Source organism: Pseudomonas sp. QL9 (assembly GCF_041409665.1).
GTDB classification, from domain to species: Bacteria; Pseudomonadota; Gammaproteobacteria; order Pseudomonadales; family Pseudomonadaceae; genus Pseudomonas; species Pseudomonas knackmussii.
Genome location: NZ_CP166971.1, coordinates 4,487,302 through 4,506,594, shown reverse-complemented (window position 1 = coordinate 4,506,594; position 19,293 = coordinate 4,487,302). Strand labels below are relative to the sequence as shown.

20 protein-coding genes and 2 tRNA genes are annotated in these 19,293 nt (G+C 65.2%); 13 read left to right on the top strand and 9 right to left on the bottom strand.

The window, feature by feature from the left end:
• Positions 1-13: 13 nt before the first annotated feature.
• The 3 genes from ACA097_RS21025 to ACA097_RS21015 all read left to right on the top strand — a co-directional run bounded on the left by ACA097_RS21025 (position 14) and on the right by ACA097_RS21015 (position 2,464).
• On the top strand, positions 14-649 hold the full coding sequence (locus ACA097_RS21025; RefSeq protein WP_043253959.1) for an RluA family pseudouridine synthase: 636 nt from the start codon (positions 14-16) through the stop codon (positions 647-649).
• 107 nt (positions 650-756) lie between these two features.
• Positions 757-2,046, top strand: coding sequence for a M18 family aminopeptidase (locus ACA097_RS21020; protein ID WP_043253961.1), 1,290 nt, complete (start codon positions 757-759; stop codon positions 2,044-2,046).
• Positions 2,047-2,056: 10 nt separating this feature from the next.
• Positions 2,057-2,464 carry a GFA family protein gene (locus ACA097_RS21015; protein ID WP_043253964.1) on the top strand — a complete coding sequence of 136 codons (408 nt, stop codon included), beginning with the start codon at positions 2,057-2,059 and terminating at the stop codon, positions 2,462-2,464.
• A 52-nt stretch (positions 2,465-2,516) separates the two neighbouring features.
• Here the strand turns inward: ACA097_RS21015 and ACA097_RS21010 are convergent, their stop codons facing one another.
• On the bottom strand, positions 2,517-3,233 hold the full coding sequence (locus ACA097_RS21010; RefSeq protein ID WP_043253966.1) for a UTRA domain-containing protein: 717 nt from the start codon (positions 3,231-3,233) through the stop codon (positions 2,517-2,519).
• Between the two features lie 350 nt (positions 3,234-3,583).
• On the opposite strand from ACA097_RS21010, the gene ACA097_RS21005 reads away from it, so the two are divergent.
• From ACA097_RS21005 to ACA097_RS20980, 6 genes are all read left to right on the top strand, one after another.
• Positions 3,584-4,642, top strand: coding sequence for an ABC transporter substrate-binding protein (locus ACA097_RS21005; protein ID WP_043253969.1), 1,059 nt, complete (start codon positions 3,584-3,586; stop codon positions 4,640-4,642).
• A gap of 64 nt (positions 4,643-4,706) precedes the next feature.
• Complete coding sequence (locus ACA097_RS21000; RefSeq protein ID WP_371365778.1) at positions 4,707-5,516, top strand: alkaline phosphatase family protein; 810 nt, start codon at positions 4,707-4,709, stop codon at positions 5,514-5,516.
• Entirely contained in the window at positions 5,513-6,355 is an 843-nt protein-coding gene (locus ACA097_RS20995) for an ABC transporter permease subunit (RefSeq protein ID WP_043253974.1), read from the top strand. The genes ACA097_RS21000 and ACA097_RS20995 overlap by 4 nt, the downstream gene beginning before the upstream one ends.
• Positions 6,339-7,145 (top strand): ABC transporter permease, encoded by an 807-nt coding sequence (locus tag ACA097_RS20990; RefSeq protein WP_043253976.1) that lies wholly within the window; start codon positions 6,339-6,341, stop codon positions 7,143-7,145. The genes ACA097_RS20995 and ACA097_RS20990 overlap by 17 nt, the downstream gene beginning before the upstream one ends.
• The gene (locus ACA097_RS20985) at positions 7,142-8,137 is read left to right on the top strand and encodes an ABC transporter ATP-binding protein (RefSeq protein WP_160287921.1); all 996 of its coding nucleotides are present in this window, start codon (positions 7,142-7,144) and stop codon (positions 8,135-8,137) included. The genes ACA097_RS20990 and ACA097_RS20985 overlap by 4 nt, the downstream gene beginning before the upstream one ends.
• A complete protein-coding gene (locus tag ACA097_RS20980; protein ID WP_371365777.1) occupies positions 8,137-8,790 on the top strand; it encodes an HAD family hydrolase in 654 nt (217 codons plus the stop codon). Before ACA097_RS20985 ends, ACA097_RS20980 begins: the two co-directional genes overlap by 1 nt.
• A 60-nt stretch (positions 8,791-8,850) precedes the next feature.
• Here the strand turns inward: ACA097_RS20980 and ACA097_RS20975 are convergent, their stop codons facing one another.
• Positions 8,851-9,813, bottom strand: a complete 963-nt coding sequence (locus tag ACA097_RS20975) for an NAD(P)H-quinone oxidoreductase (protein ID WP_371365775.1) — start codon at positions 9,811-9,813, stop codon at positions 8,851-8,853.
• A 151-nt stretch (positions 9,814-9,964) separates the two neighbouring features.
• Here ACA097_RS20975 and ACA097_RS20970 point away from each other — a divergent pair, with 151 nt between their 5' ends.
• Both ACA097_RS20970 and ACA097_RS20965 read left to right on the top strand, forming a co-directional pair.
• On the top strand, positions 9,965-12,049 hold the full coding sequence (locus ACA097_RS20970; RefSeq protein WP_371365773.1) for a carboxy terminal-processing peptidase: 2,085 nt from the start codon (positions 9,965-9,967) through the stop codon (positions 12,047-12,049).
• 94 nt (positions 12,050-12,143) lie between these two features.
• Entirely contained in the window at positions 12,144-13,892 is a 1,749-nt protein-coding gene (locus tag ACA097_RS20965) for a bifunctional diguanylate cyclase/phosphodiesterase (protein WP_371365771.1), read from the top strand.
• Here ACA097_RS20965 and ACA097_RS20960 read toward each other — a convergent pair.
• From ACA097_RS20960 to ACA097_RS20930, 7 genes are all read right to left on the bottom strand, one after another.
• A complete protein-coding gene (locus ACA097_RS20960; protein ID WP_371365769.1) occupies positions 13,889-14,368 on the bottom strand; it encodes a sel1 repeat family protein in 480 nt (159 codons plus the stop codon). The genes ACA097_RS20965 and ACA097_RS20960 overlap by 4 nt on opposite strands.
• The gene (locus ACA097_RS20955) at positions 14,365-14,730 is read right to left on the bottom strand and encodes a hypothetical protein (RefSeq protein WP_043253988.1); all 366 of its coding nucleotides are present in this window, start codon (positions 14,728-14,730) and stop codon (positions 14,365-14,367) included. Before ACA097_RS20955 ends, ACA097_RS20960 begins: the two co-directional genes overlap by 4 nt.
• Entirely contained in the window at positions 14,727-15,041 is a 315-nt protein-coding gene (locus ACA097_RS20950; RefSeq protein WP_371365766.1) for a helix-turn-helix domain-containing protein, read from the bottom strand. Before ACA097_RS20950 ends, ACA097_RS20955 begins: the two co-directional genes overlap by 4 nt.
• Before the next feature lie 138 nt (positions 15,042-15,179).
• Positions 15,180-15,605: a YkvA family protein gene (locus ACA097_RS20945; protein ID WP_371365764.1), complete on the bottom strand. Its 426-nt coding sequence runs from the start codon at positions 15,603-15,605 to the stop codon at positions 15,180-15,182.
• A 371-nt stretch (positions 15,606-15,976) separates the two neighbouring features.
• The gene (locus tag ACA097_RS20940; protein ID WP_043253996.1) at positions 15,977-16,711 is read right to left on the bottom strand and encodes an FKBP-type peptidyl-prolyl cis-trans isomerase; all 735 of its coding nucleotides are present in this window, start codon (positions 16,709-16,711) and stop codon (positions 15,977-15,979) included.
• Between the two features lie 225 nt (positions 16,712-16,936).
• A tRNA-Asp gene (locus tag ACA097_RS20935) sits at positions 16,937-17,013 on the bottom strand.
• Positions 17,014-17,027: 14 nt separating this feature from the next.
• Positions 17,028-17,103: transfer RNA gene (locus ACA097_RS20930), tRNA-Val, on the bottom strand.
• Positions 17,104-17,280: 177 nt separating this feature from the next.
• On the opposite strand from ACA097_RS20930, the gene rdgC reads away from it, so the two are divergent.
• Both rdgC and ACA097_RS20920 read left to right on the top strand, forming a co-directional pair.
• Entirely contained in the window at positions 17,281-18,201 is a 921-nt protein-coding gene (gene rdgC / locus ACA097_RS20925; protein WP_043253999.1) for a recombination-associated protein RdgC, read from the top strand.
• A 70-nt stretch (positions 18,202-18,271) separates the two neighbouring features.
• The gene (locus tag ACA097_RS20920) at positions 18,272-19,210 is read left to right on the top strand and encodes a bile acid:sodium symporter family protein (protein ID WP_371365761.1); all 939 of its coding nucleotides are present in this window, start codon (positions 18,272-18,274) and stop codon (positions 19,208-19,210) included.
• The last annotated feature ends 83 nt before the right edge of the window (positions 19,211-19,293 follow it).

Sequence of the window (19,293 nt, the reverse complement as noted above, 5' to 3'; positions counted from 1 at the left end):
CCGGTCAATTGCCATGCCGCTGTCGAACATCCAGATCGTCCACCAGGACGCCGCCCTGCTGGTGGTGAACAAGCCCACCCTGCTGCTCTCCGTCCCCGGTCGCGCCGACGACAACAAGGACTGCCTGGTAACCCGACTGCAGGAGAACGGCTATCCGGAAGCACGCATCGTTCACCGCCTGGACTGGGAAACCTCCGGCCTGATGGTGCTGGCGCGCGACGCGGACAGCCACCGCGAGCTGTCCCGGCAATTCCACGACCGTGAGACCGAGAAGGCCTACACCGCGCTATGCTGGGGCGAACCCGAGCTGGACAGCGGTCGCATCGACCTGCCGTTGCGCTACGACCCGGAAAACAAGCCTCGGCACATCGTCTGCCACGAGCACGGCCGTCATGCACTGACCTTCTGGCGAGTGGTCGAGCGCTGCGGAAACTACGCACGCGTCGAGCTGACCCCGATCACCGGCCGCTCGCACCAGCTGCGCGTGCACATGCTCTCCATCGGCCACCCGCTGCTCGGCGACCGCCTCTACGCCCAGGGCGAAGCCCTGACCCTGCGCGACCGCCTGTGCCTGCACGCCAGCCTGCTGTGCCTGACCCATCCGCAGACCGGCGAGCGGATGCGCTTCGAGTCGCCCGCACCGTTCTGACCCCGCGATTCGCGGGCATGGCAGTACAAGCCATCCCGCCCGCTTCCCACAGCCGCGCTGCCACACATTTGCGATAAACTTCCGCCATTCGCTGTCCGGAGTTTCCCATGCGTGCAGATCTCAACCAGGGCCTGATCGATTTCCTCGCGGCCTCGCCGACGCCTTTCCATGCCACCGCAAGCCTCGCCCGGCGCCTCGAAGAGGCCGGCTACCAGCGCCTCGACGAACGCGACGCTTGGCGCACCGAAGCAGGCGGGCGCTACTACGTGACCCGTAACGACTCCTCGCTGATCGCCTTCAAGCTCGGCCGCAACGCACCGCTCGAGCACGGCCTGCGCCTGGTTGGCGCACACACCGACAGCCCCTGCCTGCGGGTCAAGCCGAACCCGGAACTGGCACGCCAGGGCTACTGGCAGCTGGGCGTCGAAGTCTACGGCGGCGCCCTCTTCGCGCCCTGGTTCGACCGCGACCTGTCGCTCGCCGGCCGTGTCACCTTCCGCCTGGCGGGCAAGGTGGAAAGCCGCCTGATCGACTTCCGCGCGCCCATCGCAGTGATTCCCAACCTGGCCATCCACCTCAACCGCGAGGCCAACCAGGGCTGGCCGATCAATGCGCAGAACGAGCTGCCACCGATCCTGGCCCAACTGGCCGCCGGCGAAACCCGCGACTTCCGCGACCTGCTCGGCGAACAGCTGCAGAACGAGCATGGCATCATTGCCGACGCCATCCTCGACTACGAACTGAGCTTCTACGACACCCAACGCGCGGCAGTGGTCGGCCTGGGTGGTGAGTTCATCGCCGGCGCCCGCCTGGACAACCTGCTGTCGTGCTACGCCGGCCTGGAAGCGCTACTAACCAGCGGTGACGAACAGAGCGCGGTGCTGGTCTGCACCGACCACGAGGAAGTCGGCTCCTGTTCGGCCTGCGGCGCCGATGGCCCGTTCCTCGAACAGACCCTGCGCCGCCTGCTGCCCGAAGGCGACGCCTTCGTCCGCGTGATCCAGCGCTCGCTGCTGGTCTCCGCCGACAACGCCCACGGCGTGCACCCCAACTACGCCGACAAGCACGACGGCAATCACGGCCCGCAGCTCAACGGCGGCCCGGTGATCAAGGTCAACAGCAACCAGCGCTACGCCACCAGCAGCGAAACCGCCGGTTTCTTCCGCCACCTGTGCCTGGAGAATGAAGTCCCGGTGCAGAGCTTCGTGACCCGCAGCGACATGGGTTGCGGCTCGACCATCGGCCCGCTTACCGCCAGCCAGCTGGGCGTGCGCACCGTCGACATCGGCCTGCCGACCTTCGCCATGCACAGCATCCGCGAGCTGGCCGGCAGCCAGGACCTGCGCTACCTGGCCAAGGTGCTGAGCGCCTTCTACGAAAGCATCGAACTGCCCTGAGGAGAAAAACATGAGCCTGAAAGGTAGCTGCCTGTGCGGTGCAATCGGCTACGAGATCGACTCGCTCGACATGCCGATCAGCCATTGTCACTGCCAGACCTGCCAGAAGGCTCATGCGGCTGCCTTCGCCACGACCGCCGGCGTCCTGCGCGAGCATTTCCGCTGGACCCGCGGCGAGGCGCTGGTGGCGGCCTACGAATCCTCGCCGGGGAAACTGCGGCGCTTCTGCCCGCGCTGCGGCAGCCATCTGATCGCCGAACGCGACGGCCAGCCGCATGTCATCGTGCGGGTGGCCACGCTCGACGACGACCCGGGCACCCGCCCGGCCCGCCACATCTGGACGTCACACGACCGCCCGTGGCTCTCCGGCGAGAACATCCCCGCCTATCCGGAGTGGAATCCAGAGCGCAAGGCCTGACAGGCCGCAGAGACTCGGGTTCGCGAGCAAGCTCGCTCCTATACAAACGTCTTCAATCCGGCACTTCCACGCTCACGTGGATGGCGTCGTGCCGCCAGAATTCCAGGTCGCAGTCGATGATCCGCCCATGCTGGTCGCGGTTGATCCGGGTGATGCGCAGCGCCGGGCTACCCTCAGCCACGCGCAGTGCCGCAGCGGCCTCGCCGTGCAGCGCGGTGGGGACCATGTCGAACCGCACGCGGCCGTAGCGAATGTCGTAGCGGCTGGCGTAGAGATCGGTCAGCGACTGGCGCAGGTCGCAATCGAGGATTCCGGGGAAATAGGCCGGATTGAGGTAATGCTCGACATACAGCACCAGGCGACCATCCACCCGCCGTGCGCGGCGGATCTGGTAAACGCTGGAGAGCGCCGGGAGCTCCAGGTGCGCACAGATCGCCGGACTCGCCGGCACCTGCCGTGCCGAGATCACTTCGGTCGCCGGCACCCGGTTCTGCCCAGCGACCATCTCGTGGAAGTGGCTGCGTACCAGTGGGTTGTAAAGCAGCCGCGGTGGCGAGACGAACCAGCCGCGGCGCTCCTCGCGATAGATCAGCCCCTGCGCTTCGAGTTGGGTCAGCGCCTCGCGCAGGGTGATACGCGTGGTATCGAACAACTCGCTGAGGCGGCGTTCTGCCGGCAACTTGCCGGCGGCCGGCAGCAGGCCGCTGTCGATCTGTTCGATCAGGGCTCGGCAGATCGCCGTCACTGTCGGTAGCGCCTCGTCGCGCATGCGGTATCCCTCTTCTGGACTAGTCCAGCCCCATTTCAGGGCAATTCGGTGCCGTTAGCGGCTGCTCCACTCTAGAAAGCAGCGATGAATATCCTGTGACAGCCAGGTGGCAAGCACCTCCCATGCCAGCAATCTGCGCAGCATAGCTCAAGCGGATCAACATCTTACGCATGGTCTAGGCTGTACTGGGCCGGAGCCGCCGCAGAGCCGAGCTGACCCACGGACACGAAACTGTCATACCCGGCTCGTAGATTGGCCTGGGTCTTGCTGATCTAGACCAGAGTTTTTCCGCTGCCAGAACACTGCGACGCGGACCGCACACCCAAACCCGATGAACGAAGGAGCACCGAATGAAACGCTTGCTTGCTTCACTGCTGGGAACAGCAATCGCCCTCGGCGGCGCCGCGGCAATGGCCGCCGATGCCGACCTGCAGGCGCTGGAACAGGCCGCCCGCAAGGAAGGCCAGATCAACAGCGTCGGCATGCCGGACAGCTGGGCGAATTGGAAAGACACCTGGAAGGACCTGGAGAGCAAGTACGGGCTCAAGCATGTCGACACCGACATGAGCTCCGCCCAGGAACTGGCCAAGTTCAAGGCCGAGGGCGAGAACGCCAGCGCCGACATCGGCGACGTCGGCGCCGCCTTCGGGCCGATCGCCGTGCAGCAGGGCCTGGCCCTGCCGTACAAGCCGAGCACCTGGGACCAGGTCCCCGACTGGGCCAAGGACAAGGACGGGCACTGGGCGCTGGCCTATACCGGCAGCATCGCCTTCATCGTCAACAAGCAACTGGTCAAGGACGTCCCGCACAGCTGGGCCGACCTGCTCAAGGGCAAGTACAAGGTCACCATCGGTGACGTCGGCACCGCCGCCCAGGCGGTCAACGGCGTGCTCGCCGCGGCCATCGCCAACGGCGGCGACGAGAAGAACATCCAGCCGGGCCTGGACTTCTTTGCCCAGCTGGCCAAGCAGGGCCGCCTGTCGCTGACCAACCCGGTGATCAACACCCTCGAGAAGGGTGAAGTGGAAGTCGGCGTGGTCTGGGACTTCAACGGCCTGAGCTACCGCGATCAGATCGACCCCAGCCGCTTCGAGGTGCTGATCCCCTCCGACGGTTCGGTGATCTCCGGCTACACCACCATCATCAACAAGTTCGCCAAGCACCCGAATGCCGCGAAGCTCGCCCGCGAGTACATCTTCAGCGACGCCGGGCAGATCAACCTGGCCAAGGGCAACGCCCGGCCGATCCGCGCCGAGCACCTGACGCTGCCGGCCGAGGTCAAGGCCAAGCTGCTGCCCAACGAGCAGTACGCCAAGGTCCAGCCGATCAAGGACGCCAAGGCCTGGGAGGAGACCTCCAAGCGCATCCCGCGCCTCTGGCAGGAAAGCGTGATCATCAACATGCAGTGATGCATCGCCGCCCCCGCGCATGCGGGGGCGGTTCCTTCCGAATTCGTCAGCGCAGGCCGTCCCGATGTCCCAACCCGTCGTCCTGGTCATCCTCGATGGCCTCAACTACAGCGTCGCCCACGACTGCATGGGCCACCTGCAGGCGCTCTGCAAGGCCGGGCGCGGCCAGCTCTACCGCCTGGAGTGCGAGCTGCCGTCCCTGTCGCGCCCCCTCTATGAATGCATTCTCACCGGCGTGCCGCCCATCGACAGCGGCATCCTGCACAACGGCGTGTCGCGCCTGTCCACCCAGCGCAGCCTGTTCCACTATGCCCGCGATGCCGGCCTGAAGACCGCTGCCGCGGCCTATCACTGGATCAGCGAGCTGTACAACCGCTCGCCGTTCGACGACAGCCGCGACAGACATACCGAGGACATTTCCCTGCCGATCCAGCACGGCCACTTCTACTGGACCGACCACTATCCGGACTCGCACCTGTTCGCCGACGCCGAGCGCCTGCGCCGTCGCCACCAGCCCGACGTGCTGCTGGTGCATCCGATGAACATCGACGACGTCGGCCACAAGCACGGCCTGAACAGCCCGCAGTACCGCAACTGCGCGCGGCACGCCGACATCATCCTTTCCGAATACCTTCACCAGTGGCTGGCTGCGGGCTACCAGGTGATGGTCACCGCCGACCACGGCATGAACGACGACCGCACCCACGGCGGCGTGCTGCCTGAGGAGCGCGAGGTGCCGCTGTTCGTCTTCGGCAACGCGTTCAGCCTCGACGACCAGGTGCGCCCACGCCAGGTCGAGCTCTGCGGCAGCCTCTGCGAAATCCTCGGCGTCGCCCATGACAAACCGGTCTGCGAAGGATTGCTGCGACCATGAGATCGACCCGCGGAAAACTCATCGCGCTGCTCTGCCTGCTGCCGTTCGCCCTGTTCTTCGCCGCCTTCCAACTGGCGCCTCTGGTGTGGATCGCCCTGCACAGCGTGCAGGCCGCCGGCGCCTGGGGCCTGGGCAACTTCCGCGAGATCTTCGCCTCGCCGTTCTACCGCCAGGCGATCGGCAACAGCCTCGACATCTCGCTCTGGTCGAGCCTGATCGGCCTGCTGATAGCGGTGCTCGGCTGCCACTCGCTGCGCCAGGTGAACAGCCGCCTGCGCGACTTCGTCATGGCCTTCGCCAACATGACCAGCAACTTCGCCGGGGTGCCGCTGGCCTTCGCCTTCATCATCATCCTCGGCTTCAACGGCGCCATTACCCTGCTGCTCAAGCAGACCGGACTGATCAGCGACTTCAACCTGTACTCCAAGACCGGCCTGATCATCCTCTACACCTACTTCCAGATTCCCCTGGGCGTGATGCTGCTCTTCCCCGCGTTCGATGCGGTACGCGAGGACTGGCGCGAATCCGCGGCGCTGCTCGGCGCCAGCAACTGGCAGTTCTGGCGGCTGATCGGCGTCCCTGTGCTGACCCCTGCGCTACTCGGCACATTCGTGATCCTGCTAGCCAACGCGCTAGGCGCTTACGCCACCGTCTACTCGCTGACCACCGGCAACTTCAACGTACTGCCAATCCGCATCGCGGGGCTGGTCGCTGGCGACATCTTCCTGGACCCGGACATGGCCAGCGCGCTCGCCATGCTGCTGGTCTTCCTGATGAGCCTGATCACCTTCGTCCACCAGTGGCTGCTGCGCCGGAGCTACCATGCCCAGAAACGCTAGTAACGCCGGGGGCGGGCTCTACCACCGCGTGGTGGTCTACGGCCTGTTCCTGATCCTTCTGCTGCCGCTGGCCGCGACCCTGCTCTACTCCCTGGCCACCCAGTGGTCGGCGAGCATCCTGCCCGACGGCCTGACCATCAAGTGGTACCTGACGCTGTGGAGCGACCCGCGCTTCCTCGCCGCCTTCGGCAAGTCGCTGCTGGTCTGCGCCGGTGCGCTGGTGTTGAGCGTGGTGCTGGTACTGCCGCTGATGTTCGTCGTGCACTACTACTTCCCGCGCCTGGACGCGCTGATGAACGTGCTCATCCTGCTGCCCTTCGCGGTGCCGCCGGTGGTCTCCTCCGTCGGCCTGCTGCAGCTGTATGCCGCCGGCCCGATTCCACTGGTGGGGACGCCCTGGATGCTGATCGGCTGCTACTTCACCATCGCCCTGCCCTTCATGTACCGCGCCATCGGCAACAACCTGCAGGCGATCAACCTGCACGACCTGATGGACGCCGCCCACCTGCTCGGCGCCAGCACCTGGCAAGCGGCGCTGCTGGTGCTGCTGCCGAACCTGCGCAAGGGGCTGATGGCCGCACTCTTCCTTTCCTTCAGCTTCCTCATCGGCGAATTCGTCTTCGCCAACCTGCTGGTGGGCACCCGCTACGAAACCCTGCAGGTGTTCCTCAACAACATGCGCAACAGCAGCGGCCACTACACCAGCGCGGTGGTGGTCTCGTATTTCTTCTTCGTCCTGCTGCTCACCTGGGCGGCCAACCGATTGAACAAGGACAAGGAACGCACATGAGCTTCCTCAGCGTCGAACACCTGAACAAGAGCTACGGGAACACCCAGGTGTTCCAGGACATCGACTTCGCCGCCGAGCGCGGCGAGTTCGTCACCCTCCTCGGCCCCAGCGGCTGCGGCAAATCCACCCTGCTGCGCTGCATCGCCGGGCTGACCTCGGTGGACAGCGGGCGCATCCTGGTCGACGGCCAGGACCTGGTGCCGCTGTCGCCGCAGAAGCGCGGCATCGCCATGGTGTTCCAGAGCTACGCGCTGTTCCCCAACATGACCGTGCAGCAGAACGTGGCCTTCGGCCTGCGCATGCAGAAAGTGCCGGCCGTCGAGGCCAGCCAGCGGGTTGCCGAGGTGCTGGACATGGTCGAGCTCGGCAGCTTCGCCGAGCGCTACCCTCACCAGCTTTCCGGCGGCCAGTGCCAGCGCGTTGCCCTCGCCCGTTCGCTGGTCACTCGCCCGCGCCTGCTGCTGCTCGACGAGCCGCTGTCGGCCCTGGACGCGCGCATCCGCAAGCACCTGCGCGAACAGATCCGGCGCATCCAGCAAGAGCTGCAGCTGACGACCGTGTTCGTCACCCACGACCAGGAAGAGGCGCTGACGCTGTCGGACCGCATCGTCCTGATGAACGCAGGGCGCATCGTCCAGAGCGGCGACGCGGAAACCCTCTACACGGCGCCGCGCGACGCCTTCGCTGCAGGCTTCATCGGCAACTACAACTTGCTCGCCGCCGACGAGGCCGGCAAGCTGCTCGGCCGCCGCTTCGCCGGGCAGGTGGCGATCCGCCCGGAATCCCTGCGCCTGAGCCAGGAGCCGGGCGATGGAATTGCCGTGCGCGTGCTCTCCCACAGCCTGCTCGGCAACGTCATCCGCTACCGCGTGGATGCCGACGGCGTTGAACTCACGGTGGACGTGCTCAATCGCAGCGCCGAACGCCTCTACCCCGCCGGCACCGAACTGGGCCTGGCAATCGACCAAGACAGCATCCGGGAGGTGGCCTGATGGCCCTGGTGATCTTCGACCTCGACGAAACCCTTATCGGCGGCGACTGCGCCAGCCTGTGGAGCCGGCGCATGGCCGACCTCGGCTGGGTCGACGGCGTGTCCTTCGTGAAACGCGACGCCGAGCTGATGGCGCGCTACGCAATCGGCGAACTGTCCATGGAGGACTACATGGCATTCAGCCTGGAGCCGATGGCCGGGCGCAGCGTCGATGAAGTCGAGCGGGAAGTCGAAGCCTACGTCGAAGACGTCATCGAACCGCTGATCTACAGCGACGCCTGCTCTACCCTGGCGCGCCACCGCGCCGCCGGCGACCACCCGCTGGTGATCTCGGCCTCCGGCGTACACCTGGTCCAGCCGATCGCCGAGCGCATCGGCATTAGCGAGGTGCTGGCCATCGACCTGGAAGTCGTCAACGGCCACTACACCGGCCGCACCCAGGGCGTGCTCACCTACCGCGAAGGCAAGATCATCCGCCTGCTGGACTGGCTGGACGGGGAAGACAAGGCACTGGCCGAAGCGCACTTCTATTCCGACTCGCGCAACGACCTGCCGCTGCTGCGTCGCGTCGGCAATCCGCACGTGGTGAACCCGGACACAGCGCTGCGCGCCGAAGCCGAGCGCTCGGGCTGGGAAGTTCTTTCCTGGAAATAGGCTGGCTTGATGCGTCGGGCGCATAACCGTTAGCGGTCATACGCCCTCGATAGCAGGCCCTCAGGCCAGGCTTTCGTCGACCAGCAGCACCACCTTGCCTTGCACCTGGTTGCTCGCCAGGGTCTCGAAGGCCAGTTCGGCCTCCTTGGCGGCGAACTGCCGTTCCAGCTGCGGCTTGAGCTGCCCGCTTGCGAACAGCGGCCAGACCTTCTCGCCCAGCTCGGCGATCAGCTGTGCCTTGAAGTCGGCATCGCGGCTGCGCAGCGTCGAGCCCGTCAGCTGGATGCGCTTGCCCAGCAGCAGCGCCAGGTCCAACTCGGCCTTGCGGCCGCCCATCAGGCCGATGACCACCCAGCGGCCATCCTGGCGCAGCAACTGCAGGTTCAGCTCTGCGTAGTTGGCGCCGACCGGATCGAGGATCAGGTCGAAAGGCGCGAAATCGCGCAGCGACTGCAGATCGTCACCCCGCAGCACGCCGCCCTCGGCGCCCAGTGCCTCGCAGTAGGCCAGGCGGTCGGCCGAGCCGACGCTGACCCAGCACGGGCTGCCAAAGGCCTTGCACAGCTGTATGCCCGCCGACCCCACGCCGCTGGCGCCAGCATGCAGCAGGACCTTCTCGCCCGGCTTCAAGCCACCGAGCTGGAACAGGTTCAGCCAAGCCGTGGCGTAGACTTCCGGCAGCGCTGCCGCCTCGGCCAGCGACAGGCCCGCCGGCACTGGCAGCGCATGACGCGCATCCACCACCACCTCCTCGGCCATGCCGCCACCAGCCAACAGCGCGCAGACGCGGTCGCCAACCTGCCAGGTGACACCGGCACCTGTCTCGCTGACCACCCCGGCGCACTCCAGACCAAGGATGTCGCTGGCGCCCGGCGGCGGCGGATAGAGCCCTGCTTTCTGCAGCAGATCGGCACGGTTGAGCCCGGCCGCTGCCACACGGATGCGAATCTGCCCCGGAGCACAGGCCGGCGCCGGCCGCTCGCCCCACTCCACCCGCCCTTCGATGCCTTGCAATGCGTTCACGCTACCTCCATAGTGCTTCAACAGGCCCGCGCCCTCCGGTCGGGCCTATTCTTCGCTCGTCGCACCGGACGCCAATCTCGACAAGCTTGGAACCCGGCACCGCCAGATACGGCCTAATATGCGTCATAACTCCGCACCCAGTCGAATAAGCATGAAGCGATTTCTGTCCCGTACCACCCTGATGTTGGTCCTCGGCGCCAGCGCCCTGCCGTCCTTCGCTAGCACCTCCGCAGGCCCTAACTCCTGGGATGGCCTGCAGCCGGATCGTGACCAGGTGATCGCCAGCCTCAACATCGTTGAGTTGCTCAAGCGCCATCACTACAGCAAGCCGCCGCTGAACGACGAGCGCTCGTCGAAGATCTACGACGCCTACCTCAAGGCCCTCGATCCGTCGCGGATGTACTTCACCGCTTCCGACATCGCGCAGTTCACGCCTTGGCGTACCCAGTTCGACGACTTCCTCAAGAGCGGTGAGCTGGACCCCGGCTTCACCATCTACAAGCGTCACCTGGACCGCCTGAAGGAGCGCCTGGACTACGCCCTGGCGATGCTCAACAAGGGCGTCGACAAGATCAACTTCAGCGTCGACGAGAGCCTGACCATCGACCGCGAGAACGCGCCCTGGGCGAAGAACAGCGCCGAGCTCGACGACCTCTGGCGCAAACGCGTCAAGGACGAGATCCTGCGCCTGAAGATCGCCGGCAAGGACAACAAGGCCATCCAGGACCAGCTGACCAAGCGCTACAAGAACCAGCTGATGCGCCTGGAGCAGACCCGCAGCGAAGACATCTTCCAGGCCTACATCAATGCCTTCGCGCAGACCTACGACCCGCACACCCAGTACCTGTCGCCGGATAGCGCGGAAAACTTCGACATCAACATGAGCCTGTCCCTCGAAGGGATCGGCGCCGTGCTGCAAAGCGACAACGACTTCGTCAAGGTGGTCCGTCTCGTACCGGCCGGCCCGGCGGAGAAGAGCAAGCAGATCAAGCCGTCGGACAAGATCATCGGCGTCGCCCAGGGCAAGGGCGAGATGGTCGACGTGGTGGGCTGGCGCCTCGACGAGGTGGTCAAGCTGATCCGCGGTCCGAAAGGCTCGCAAGTGCGTCTGGAAGTGATCCCGTCGACCAACGCGCCGAACGACCAGACCAGCAAGGTAGTAACCATCACCCGCGAAGCGGTGAAGCTCGAAGACCAGGCGGCGAAGAAGTCGGAGATCACCCTCTCCCACGACGGCCGCAACTACAAGGTCGGCGTGATCGACGTGCCGGCCTTCTACCTGGACTTCAAGGCCTACCGCGCCGGCGACCCGAACTACAAGAGCACCACGCGCGACGTGAAGAAGCTCATCGGCGAGCTGCAGCAGGACAAGGTCGACGGCATCGTCATCGACCTGCGCAACAACGGCGGCGGCTCCCTGCAGGAAGCCACCGAGCTGACCGGCCTGTTCATCGACCAGGGTCCGACCGTGCTGGTGCGCAACAGCGATGGCCGCGTGGACGTGCTCAACGATGACGAAGGCAAGGCCTTCTACAGCGGCCCGATGACCGTGCTGGTCAACCGCCTCTCGGCCTCGGCGTCGGAGATCTTCGCCGGCGCCATGCAGGACTACCACCGCGCGCTCATCGTCGGCGGCCAGACCTTCGGCAAGGGCACCGTGCAGACCATCCAGCCGCTTAACCATGGCGAGCTGAAGCTGACCCTGGCCAAGTTCTACCGCGTCTCCGGCCAGAGCACCCAGCACCAGGGCGTGATCCCGGACATCAGCTACCCGTCGGTGGTCGACGACAAGGAAATCGGCGAGAGCGCTCTGCCCGACTCCATGCCCTGGGACACCATCCGCCCGGTGCTGCAGGCGCAGAGCGATCCCTTCAAGCCGTTCCTCGATCAGCTCAAGACCCAGCACGATGCGCGCACCGAGCATAACGCGGACTTCGTCTACGCCCGCGAGCGTCTGGCGCTGGCCCAGGAGCTGATGAAAGAGAAGACCCTGAGCCTCAACGAAGCCAAGCGCCGTACCCAGCAGACCAGCATCGAGAACCGCCAACTGGCAATGGAGAACGAGCTGCGCAAGGCCAAGGGCCAGGAGCCGCTGAAGAAGCTCAAGCAGGAAGACGACGACAACCTGCTTGACGACGATAGCAAGACCAAGCCACAGGACGACGCCTACCTCACCGAGTCCGGGCACATCCTGCTTGACTACCTGACGCTCAGCTCAGCGGTGGCCAAGCACTGACGTTCCGAGTGGTCATGAAAGCGTCATGATCTTGCAGTGAAATGCGCGAGGGCCGGGAAACCGGCCCTCTTCTTTTCACTCGCCGAGAACCGTCATGACCGTCACCGAGCAGTTGAGCGCCTTGGGCCAGATCCTCGCTCACGGCGACCTGCATTGCCTGTTCCAGCCCATCCTGTCGCTCTCCGAACGCCGCCTGGTGGGCTACGAAGCCCTCACCCGCGGCCCGTCCAACAGCCCGCTCCACTCGCCTCTCACGCTGTTCAGCACCGCCCGCCACGCCGGCCGCCTGAGCGAGCTGGACGTCCTGTGCCGACGCAAGGCCTGCCAACGCTTTCGCGACCTCAAGCTGGACGGCAAGCTGTTCCTCAACGTGTCGCCCGAGTCGCTGCTCGAGGCCAGCCACCAGCCCGGCCGCACCCTGCAGATGCTGCAGGCACTGGGCATCTCACCCAGTGACGTCGTGATCGAGCTGACCGAACAGGCACCCATCGAGGATTTCGGGCTGCTCGATACCGCCCTGCACCACTATCGCGCCATGGGCTTCTGCATCGCCCTCGACGACCTCGGCGCCGGCTATTCCAGCCTGCGCTTGTGGTCGGAGCTGCGCCCGGACTACGTGAAGATCGACCGCCACTTCATCGACGGAATCCACCAGGATGGCGTCAAGCGCGAGTTCGTCGGCTCCATCCTGAAGATGGCCCACGCCTCCCGCGCGCAGGTGATCGCCGAAGGCATCGAACTGCCCGAGGAACTGGCGGTGCTCTCCGAAATGGGCGTCGACCTGGTCCAGGGCTACCTGATCGGCCGCCCGCAGGAAAATCCGCCACGCGAGGCCCGGCACATGCTGCCGGAGCTGGACCGGATCGACAGCCTCTCCACTGAGGAACAGGCCGACCTGCGTCCGCTGCTTCTGGAGCAACCCGCGGTAGCCAGCGATACGCCCATCAGCGCGATCCTCGAGGCGTTCCACTCTCAGGCGAATTTGAATTCCCTGGCGGTGCTCGACGAGCATCTGCGGCCGGTTGGCATCGTCCATCGGCATGCCTTGTCCGACGCCCTGCTAAAGCCTTTTGCCACCGACCTATTCTCACGCAAGCCGATCAGTCGGCTGATGAGCGAGAACTTCCTCGCCGTGGAGCGGAGCCAGTCGCTGCAACAGGTCAGCCGCCTGCTCACCAGTCGCGCACGGCAGCGTATCGAGGAAGACTTCATCATCACCCAGGGAGGCCGCTACCTGGGCCTTGGCCGGGTGATCGACGTGCTCAAGCTGATCACCGAACTGAAGATCCGCCAGGCGCGCTATGCCAACCCGCTTACCCTGCTGCCGGGCAACGTGCCCATCCAGCAGTGCCTCGGCCGCCTGCTGCAGCAGAACCGCGAAGCGGCCATCTGCTACGTCGACATCGACAGCTTCAAGCCCTTCAACGACCTCTATGGCTACGCCCGTGGCGACGAGGTGCTGCTGTGCCTGGCGCAATGCCTGAACGATCGGGTCGACCCAGGCAGCGATTTCGTCGGGCACATCGGCGGGGACGACTTCATGCTCGTGTTCGCCTCCGAAGACTGGCGCGCCCGAATCAACCATCTGCTCGAAGACTTCCAGGGCCAGTGCCGGCGCTTCTACAGCCAGGAACACTTGCAGGCAGGTTGTTTCGTGTCGCACAACAGGCAGGGCGAGCGTCAGGAATTCCCGCTGCTTTCACTGTCGGTCGGCGTGGTCCATCTCAAGCCGTCGGCCTGCTCGAAGCTGGATGCCGCCCAACTGGCCAGCGCCGCATCGGAAGCCAAGCGCCATGCCAAGCAGATGCCCGGCTACAGCCTGCACATCCTGACGCTGGATTAGAGGCCGAGCTGCGCGGCGCGCTCGCTGTAGCGCGCCGCCAAGGCCGGATCGGCGTCCAGCCCCGGCGCACCCTGGCGATAGAGATCGGCCAGGCGTCGCGCCGCCAAAGGGTGCCCGGCAGCGGCAGCCTGCTCCCAATAACGGGCTGCGGCCGCACCATCCGGCGCCTTGCGTGCGTCGCCCTGCAGCGCCTGAACCCCTAGCTGGTAGGCCGCCTTGGCATCGCCCGCCGCAGCGGCGAGCGCGAGCAGCCGGAGGCCCTCATCGCGGGCGCCTTGACCCTGGCCGCGGAACAGCAACAGGTGACCATAGAAATTCTGTGCCGGAACATGGCCAAGAGCGGCCATGCGTGCGAACTGCCCCTGCATCCATTGCCAGGCACGTGGCTGACGGACCAGCCATGGCCAGCCCAGCAAGCGCCGCGCCAGTCCGTAGGCAAGGCGCGCGCGGAGGCGCCAGAAGAGCTCGCGGCTCACGGCTCTTCCGGATAGTCGAACTCGAAGACCCTGACCACCTCGGCGGCATGCCAACCAGCCGCTGCCGGGCCGTCGGGAGCGCCGGAGAAACGCCCGAGTCGCTCGACACATTCGAAGAACCCGGTGCGCGGCAGGCGACTGGCGCCCTGGCTGATCACCAGCGAGCTACGCAGTGGCCGTCCGGCACGCGCATCCAGCGCCGCCAGATGCTCCAGCGCCGCGGTCAGGGTCGTCATCGCCGGGGTCGGCAACTGCAGGCGCTCGATCAGCGCGCGGTAGGTAAGCAGATGACGCTGGCGCCGGGCATCTTCGAGCTCCACCAGCAAGCCTTGCCAGTGCTTGCGGCTGATGTGCACGGTCAAGATGCCGGCTCCGACTTCACTCCCAACGCGCGGCGCAAACCATGCTGGATCGCGTCGCTGGCCTCGCGCTCGCCGCTTTCGATCATTGCCAGATACGGCGGACTGATGCCCACCTCACGGGCCACGTGCTCCAACGACAGCCCGCGAGCTTCGCGCAACTCGCGCCAGGAGGCATGGGCCGCCACTACCGGGCTAGCGACCTCGGCCACCGCAGGCGCCTTGCCTGCCGACGCCAACAGCGCCTGGTAGTCCGCCCAGGGCAGCACGGCATATTCCGCTTCGCCGTCACGCATGATCACTTGCACATTCATCTACTGCACTCCTTACAGTCTGCCGTCCTACAGGCGTTGACGGCATTTCGGGCAACCATTCCGGAAACCCTGTCTTCACAAGTATCGCCCATGAAAGGTCGATCAGCCCAGCAGCGCAGCGCTTCGCTCAAAGGCGGCTCAGGACGCGGACGACTTCCCCGGGGCCGGCAGCAAATTCAGCGACTGCCGCACGTCCACGCTCTGGCGGTCACGCCAGGCCTTGAAGGCGTCCAATTCGGACTGCCAGTGACGCACCACCCAAGCCAGCACGGCGAGATCGTCGAGCAGGCCGAAGCCGGGGATCCAGTCGGGAATCACGTCCACCGGCGACAGGAAATACAGCAGCGCCGCAACCACCGCCAGCAGGGCCTTGGGGTTGAGCTCGCGGTACTGCCCGCGCACCGTTGCCAGGGCAAGTTCCTGCAGCAACTTGAGATCGGACTTCACCAGCTTCAGCCGTGAGCTCTTGCGCGCTACGGCGAACAACAGGGCTGGGACCCGCCCGCGCGCCAGGAAGCGCTCGGCGAGGTTCAGGTAACGATCGAATCCAGCGGGCTTTTTCATGCTCCACCTCGCCCCGGCGGGCTGTGCCGGGCCTCCTGTGGGTTATCCACCTTTCCTGTGGATAACTCTGTTGAAATTATCTTCCAACCGAGCCGAATGCCCCGCCACCAGCGGCCTGCAGACAGATCGGCGATTTTTTATCCAGGCCTGGAAACCCGTTAAAAATCATGCAGTTGCGGCTATGCGATGAGGGCTATCGCTGTCAAGCACCAGGCAACATTTCAACTGCGTCATAAATGTGCATAAGGGTAACACCCGCGCACTGCAGCATGCCCAATCAGACTCGTCGGTCAGCCCCGGCGTTGCGCTCGTACGACGGAAAAACGAACGCCCCGCCAAAGGGCGGGGCGTTCGATGTGGTACGAAGGTACTCAGTTCTTCGCCGGGGCCTGCGGCTCGTCGCCTGCCTGGTTCGGATTCTTGATTGCCAGCAGTTCCAGGTCGAACACCAGCACCGAGTTGGCCGGAATGGTCGGGCTCGGGCTCTGTGCGCCGTAAGCCAGTTCGCTCGGGATGTAGAGCTTGATCTTCTCGCCAACGTGCATCAGCTGCAGCGCTTCTACCCAACCCGGGATCACGCCGTTGACCGGCAGGTCGATCGGGCTGCCACGCTGGATGGAGCTGTCGAACACGGTGCCGTCGGTCAGCTTGCCCTCGTAGTGCACGGTGACCACGTCGGTAGCTTTGGGCTGCGCGCCGTCGGCCTTCTTCACGACTTCGTACTGCAGGCCGGACTTGGTGGTGACCACGCCTTCGCGCTTGCCGTTGTCCTCGAGGAACTTCTTGCCGGCCTTGAGGGTTTCTTCGCTCAGCTTGACCGCCTGCTCTTCGGAACGCTTCTGCAGGAAGGTGAAGGCTTCGGTCAGCTCTTCATCGGTCAGCTTCTGCTTCTGCTTGCCGATGGCGTCTTCGATGCCCAGGGCAACGGCCTTGGGATCCAGGTCATTCATGCCTTCCTGGGCCAGGCTCTTGCCCATGTTCAGGCCGATGCCATAAGAGGCCTTCTGCGCCGGAGTCTTGAGCTCGACAGTGGCAGCTTTCTGATCGCAGCCGCTGAGAACCAGGCCGACCAGTGCGATCGCCGCCGCCAACCGATGTTGTTTCATGCTGATTCCTTGTCTATTCGCCATGCTGGCATTTCGGTGAAGCCGCGAGCTTAGCAGGGCGTCGCGACCAATGGCTATGGGCAATAGGAACCGTCGCCGGGGGATAAGTTCCCACGGCAAACTTATAGAAAAATTAAGAGGATAGGTGCCCAGGACTGGGCCAGGAAAACATGCCGGACGGCAACGAAAAAGCCCCCAGGTATTTCTACCTGAGGGCTTTGAATATGGCGCAGCGGACGGGACTCGAACCCGCGACCCCCGGCGTGACAGGCCGGTATTCTAACCGACTGAACTACCGCTGCGTCGGACCCGAGATTGGTGGGTGATGACGGGATCGAACCGCCGACCCTCTGCTTGTAAGGCAGATGCTCTCCCAGCTGAGCTAATCACCCTTCACTCTCGAAGTGGGGCGCATTCTACGGACGCATTCGCACCCTGGCAAGCCCCTGATTAAAAAAAATTTTCTGCCGTTCCAAAGGCTTAGCAATGCAAGGCGAAAAGCCATGGGCTTGGCCTGGACCGCCGCTGTGGGAATAATGCAGACCTTTGTGTCCGGGAGTTTGACCCTCATGTGGTTCCGTAACCTGCTCGTCTACCGCCTCACCCAGGATCTGCAGATCGATGCAGATGCCCTCGAGAAAGCCCTGGCCAGCAAACCGGCGCGCCCCTGCGCCAGCCAGGAACTGACCACCTACGGTTTCACCGCGCCCTTCGGCAAGGGCCCCGACGCGCCGCTGGCGCATGTCAGCCAGGGCTTCTACCTGATCAGCGCGCGTAAAGAGGAGCGCATCCTCCCCGGCAGCGTGGTGCGTGACGCGCTCAAGGAGAAGGTCGACGAAATCGAGACCGCGCAGATGCGCAAGGTCTACAAGAAGGAGCGCGACCAGCTGAAGGACGAGATCGTCCAGACCCTGCTGCCGCGCGCCTTCATCCGTCGCTCCTCGACCTTCGCCGCGATCGCCCCCGAGCTGGGCCTGATCCTGGTCGACTCGGCCAGCCCGAAGAAAGCCGAGGACCTGCTCTCCACGCTGCGCGAAGCCCTCGGCTCGCTGCCTGTGCGCCCGCTCAGCGTGAAAGTCGCGCCCAGCGCCACCCTCACCGACTGGGTGAAGACCCAGGAAGCCGCTGGCGACTTCTTCGTCCTCGACGAGTGCGAGCTGCGTGATACCCACGAGGACGGCGGCGTAGTGCGCTGCAAGCGCCAGGACCTGACCAGCGACGAGATCCAGCTGCACCTGTCCTCTGGCAAGCTGGTCACCCAGCTGTCCCTGGCCTGGTCGGACAAGCTGAGCTTCGTTCTCGACGACAAGCTGGCGATCAAGCGCCTGCGCTTCGAGGAGCTGCTGCAGGAGCAGGCCGAGAAGGACGGTGGCGACGACGCCCTCGGCCAACTGGACGCCAGCTTCATCCTGATGATGCTGACCTTCGGCGAATTCCTCCCCGCGCTATTCGAAGCCCTCGGCGGCGAGGAAATCCCCCAGGGCATCTAATCAGCGGATGTCCACGACGACCGGCGCCTCAAGGCGCCGGTTTCATTAGAAGAACAATCAGGATTCGCCCATGCGCGCCCTCGCCCTGCTGAGCCGCTTCGTCGGCAACACCTTCGCCCTCTGGGTTCTGCTGTTCGCCGTGCTCGCCTTCTTCGCCCCGCAGTGGTTCCGCCCGCTAGCCCCGGCGATAGTGCCGATGCTCGGCATCGTCATGTTCGGCATGGGGCTGACCCTCAAGCTGGAAGACTTCGCCGAAGTGGCGCGCCACCCGTGGCGTGTGTGCCTGGGCGTGGTAGCGCACTTCGTCATCATGCCCGGCGTGGCCTGGCTGCTTTGCCAAGCGCTGCAGTTGCCGGCGGAAATCGCCGTCGGCGTGATCCTGGTTGGCTGCTGCCCGAGCGGCACAGCCTCGAACGTGATGACCTGGCTGGCCCGCGGAGACCTGGCGCTGTCGGTTTCCATCGCCGCGGTGACTACCCTCCTCGCCCCGCTGCTGACTCCTGCGCTGATCTGGCTGCTGGCTTCGGCCTGGCTGCCGGTGTCCTTCGGCGCGCTGTTCTGGTCGATCCTGCAAGTGGTGCTGCTGCCCATCGCCCTGGGCCTCGTCGCCCAGGGTCTGTTCGGCGCGCGGGTGCGCGTGGTGGTGGAAGCGCTGCCATTGGTTTCGGTGATCTGCATCGTGGTGATCATTGCGGCCGTGGTTGCCGCCAGCCAGGCGAAGATCGCCGAATCCGGCCTGCTGATCATGGCCGTGGTGATCCTGCACAACGGCTTCGGCTTCCTCCTCGGCTACCTCGCCGCGAAACTCTTCGGGCTGCCGCTGGCACAGCGCAAGTCGCTGGCCCTGGAAGTCGGCATGCAGAACTCCGGGCTTGGCGCAGCCCTCGCGAGTGCGCACTTCTCGCCGCTGGCGGCAGTGCCGAGCGCGCTGTTCAGCGTGTGGCACAACGTCTCAGGCGCAACCTTGTCGAGCTGGTTCCGCCGCCTTTCCGACGAGCCTCGCAAGTGAGGTCGATCTCCCGCCGCGGTTGCCGCGGCAGAAGAAAAGTGCAAAATACTGCGCATCGTGAGGACGACCTCACCACCTGAGCG

Excerpts from the sequence above, each read along its gene's own strand:
- ACA097_RS21025 (WP_043253959.1), top strand. The coding sequence starts at position 14 with ATGCCGCTGTCGAACATCCAGATCGTCCACCAGGACGCCGCCCTGCTG.
- ACA097_RS20950 (WP_371365766.1), bottom strand. The coding sequence starts at position 15,041 with ATGAATGTGCAAGTGATCATGCGTGACGGCGAAGCGGAATATGCCGTG.
- ACA097_RS21015 (WP_043253964.1), top strand. The coding sequence starts at position 2,057 with ATGAGCCTGAAAGGTAGCTGCCTGTGCGGTGCAATCGGCTACGAGATC.
- ACA097_RS20920 (WP_371365761.1), top strand. The coding sequence starts at position 18,272 with ATGCGCGCCCTCGCCCTGCTGAGCCGCTTCGTCGGCAACACCTTCGCC.
- ACA097_RS21010 (WP_043253966.1), bottom strand. The coding sequence starts at position 3,233 with ATGCGCGACGAGGCGCTACCGACAGTGACGGCGATCTGCCGAGCCCTG.
- ACA097_RS20995 (WP_043253974.1), top strand. The coding sequence starts at position 5,513 with ATGAGATCGACCCGCGGAAAACTCATCGCGCTGCTCTGCCTGCTGCCG.
- rdgC (WP_043253999.1), top strand. The coding sequence starts at position 17,281 with ATGTGGTTCCGTAACCTGCTCGTCTACCGCCTCACCCAGGATCTGCAG.
- ACA097_RS21005 (WP_043253969.1), top strand. The coding sequence starts at position 3,584 with ATGAAACGCTTGCTTGCTTCACTGCTGGGAACAGCAATCGCCCTCGGC.
- ACA097_RS20980 (WP_371365777.1), top strand. The coding sequence starts at position 8,137 with ATGGCCCTGGTGATCTTCGACCTCGACGAAACCCTTATCGGCGGCGAC.
- ACA097_RS21000 (WP_371365778.1), top strand. The coding sequence starts at position 4,707 with ATGTCCCAACCCGTCGTCCTGGTCATCCTCGATGGCCTCAACTACAGC.
- ACA097_RS20985 (WP_160287921.1), top strand. The coding sequence starts at position 7,142 with ATGAGCTTCCTCAGCGTCGAACACCTGAACAAGAGCTACGGGAACACC.
- ACA097_RS20970 (WP_371365773.1), top strand. The coding sequence starts at position 9,965 with ATGAAGCGATTTCTGTCCCGTACCACCCTGATGTTGGTCCTCGGCGCC.
- ACA097_RS20945 (WP_371365764.1), bottom strand. The coding sequence starts at position 15,605 with ATGAAAAAGCCCGCTGGATTCGATCGTTACCTGAACCTCGCCGAGCGC.
- ACA097_RS21020 (WP_043253961.1), top strand. The coding sequence starts at position 757 with ATGCGTGCAGATCTCAACCAGGGCCTGATCGATTTCCTCGCGGCCTCG.
- ACA097_RS20965 (WP_371365771.1), top strand. The coding sequence starts at position 12,144 with ATGACCGTCACCGAGCAGTTGAGCGCCTTGGGCCAGATCCTCGCTCAC.
- ACA097_RS20990 (WP_043253976.1), top strand. The coding sequence starts at position 6,339 with ATGCCCAGAAACGCTAGTAACGCCGGGGGCGGGCTCTACCACCGCGTG.
- ACA097_RS20940 (WP_043253996.1), bottom strand. The coding sequence starts at position 16,711 with ATGAAACAACATCGGTTGGCGGCGGCGATCGCACTGGTCGGCCTGGTT.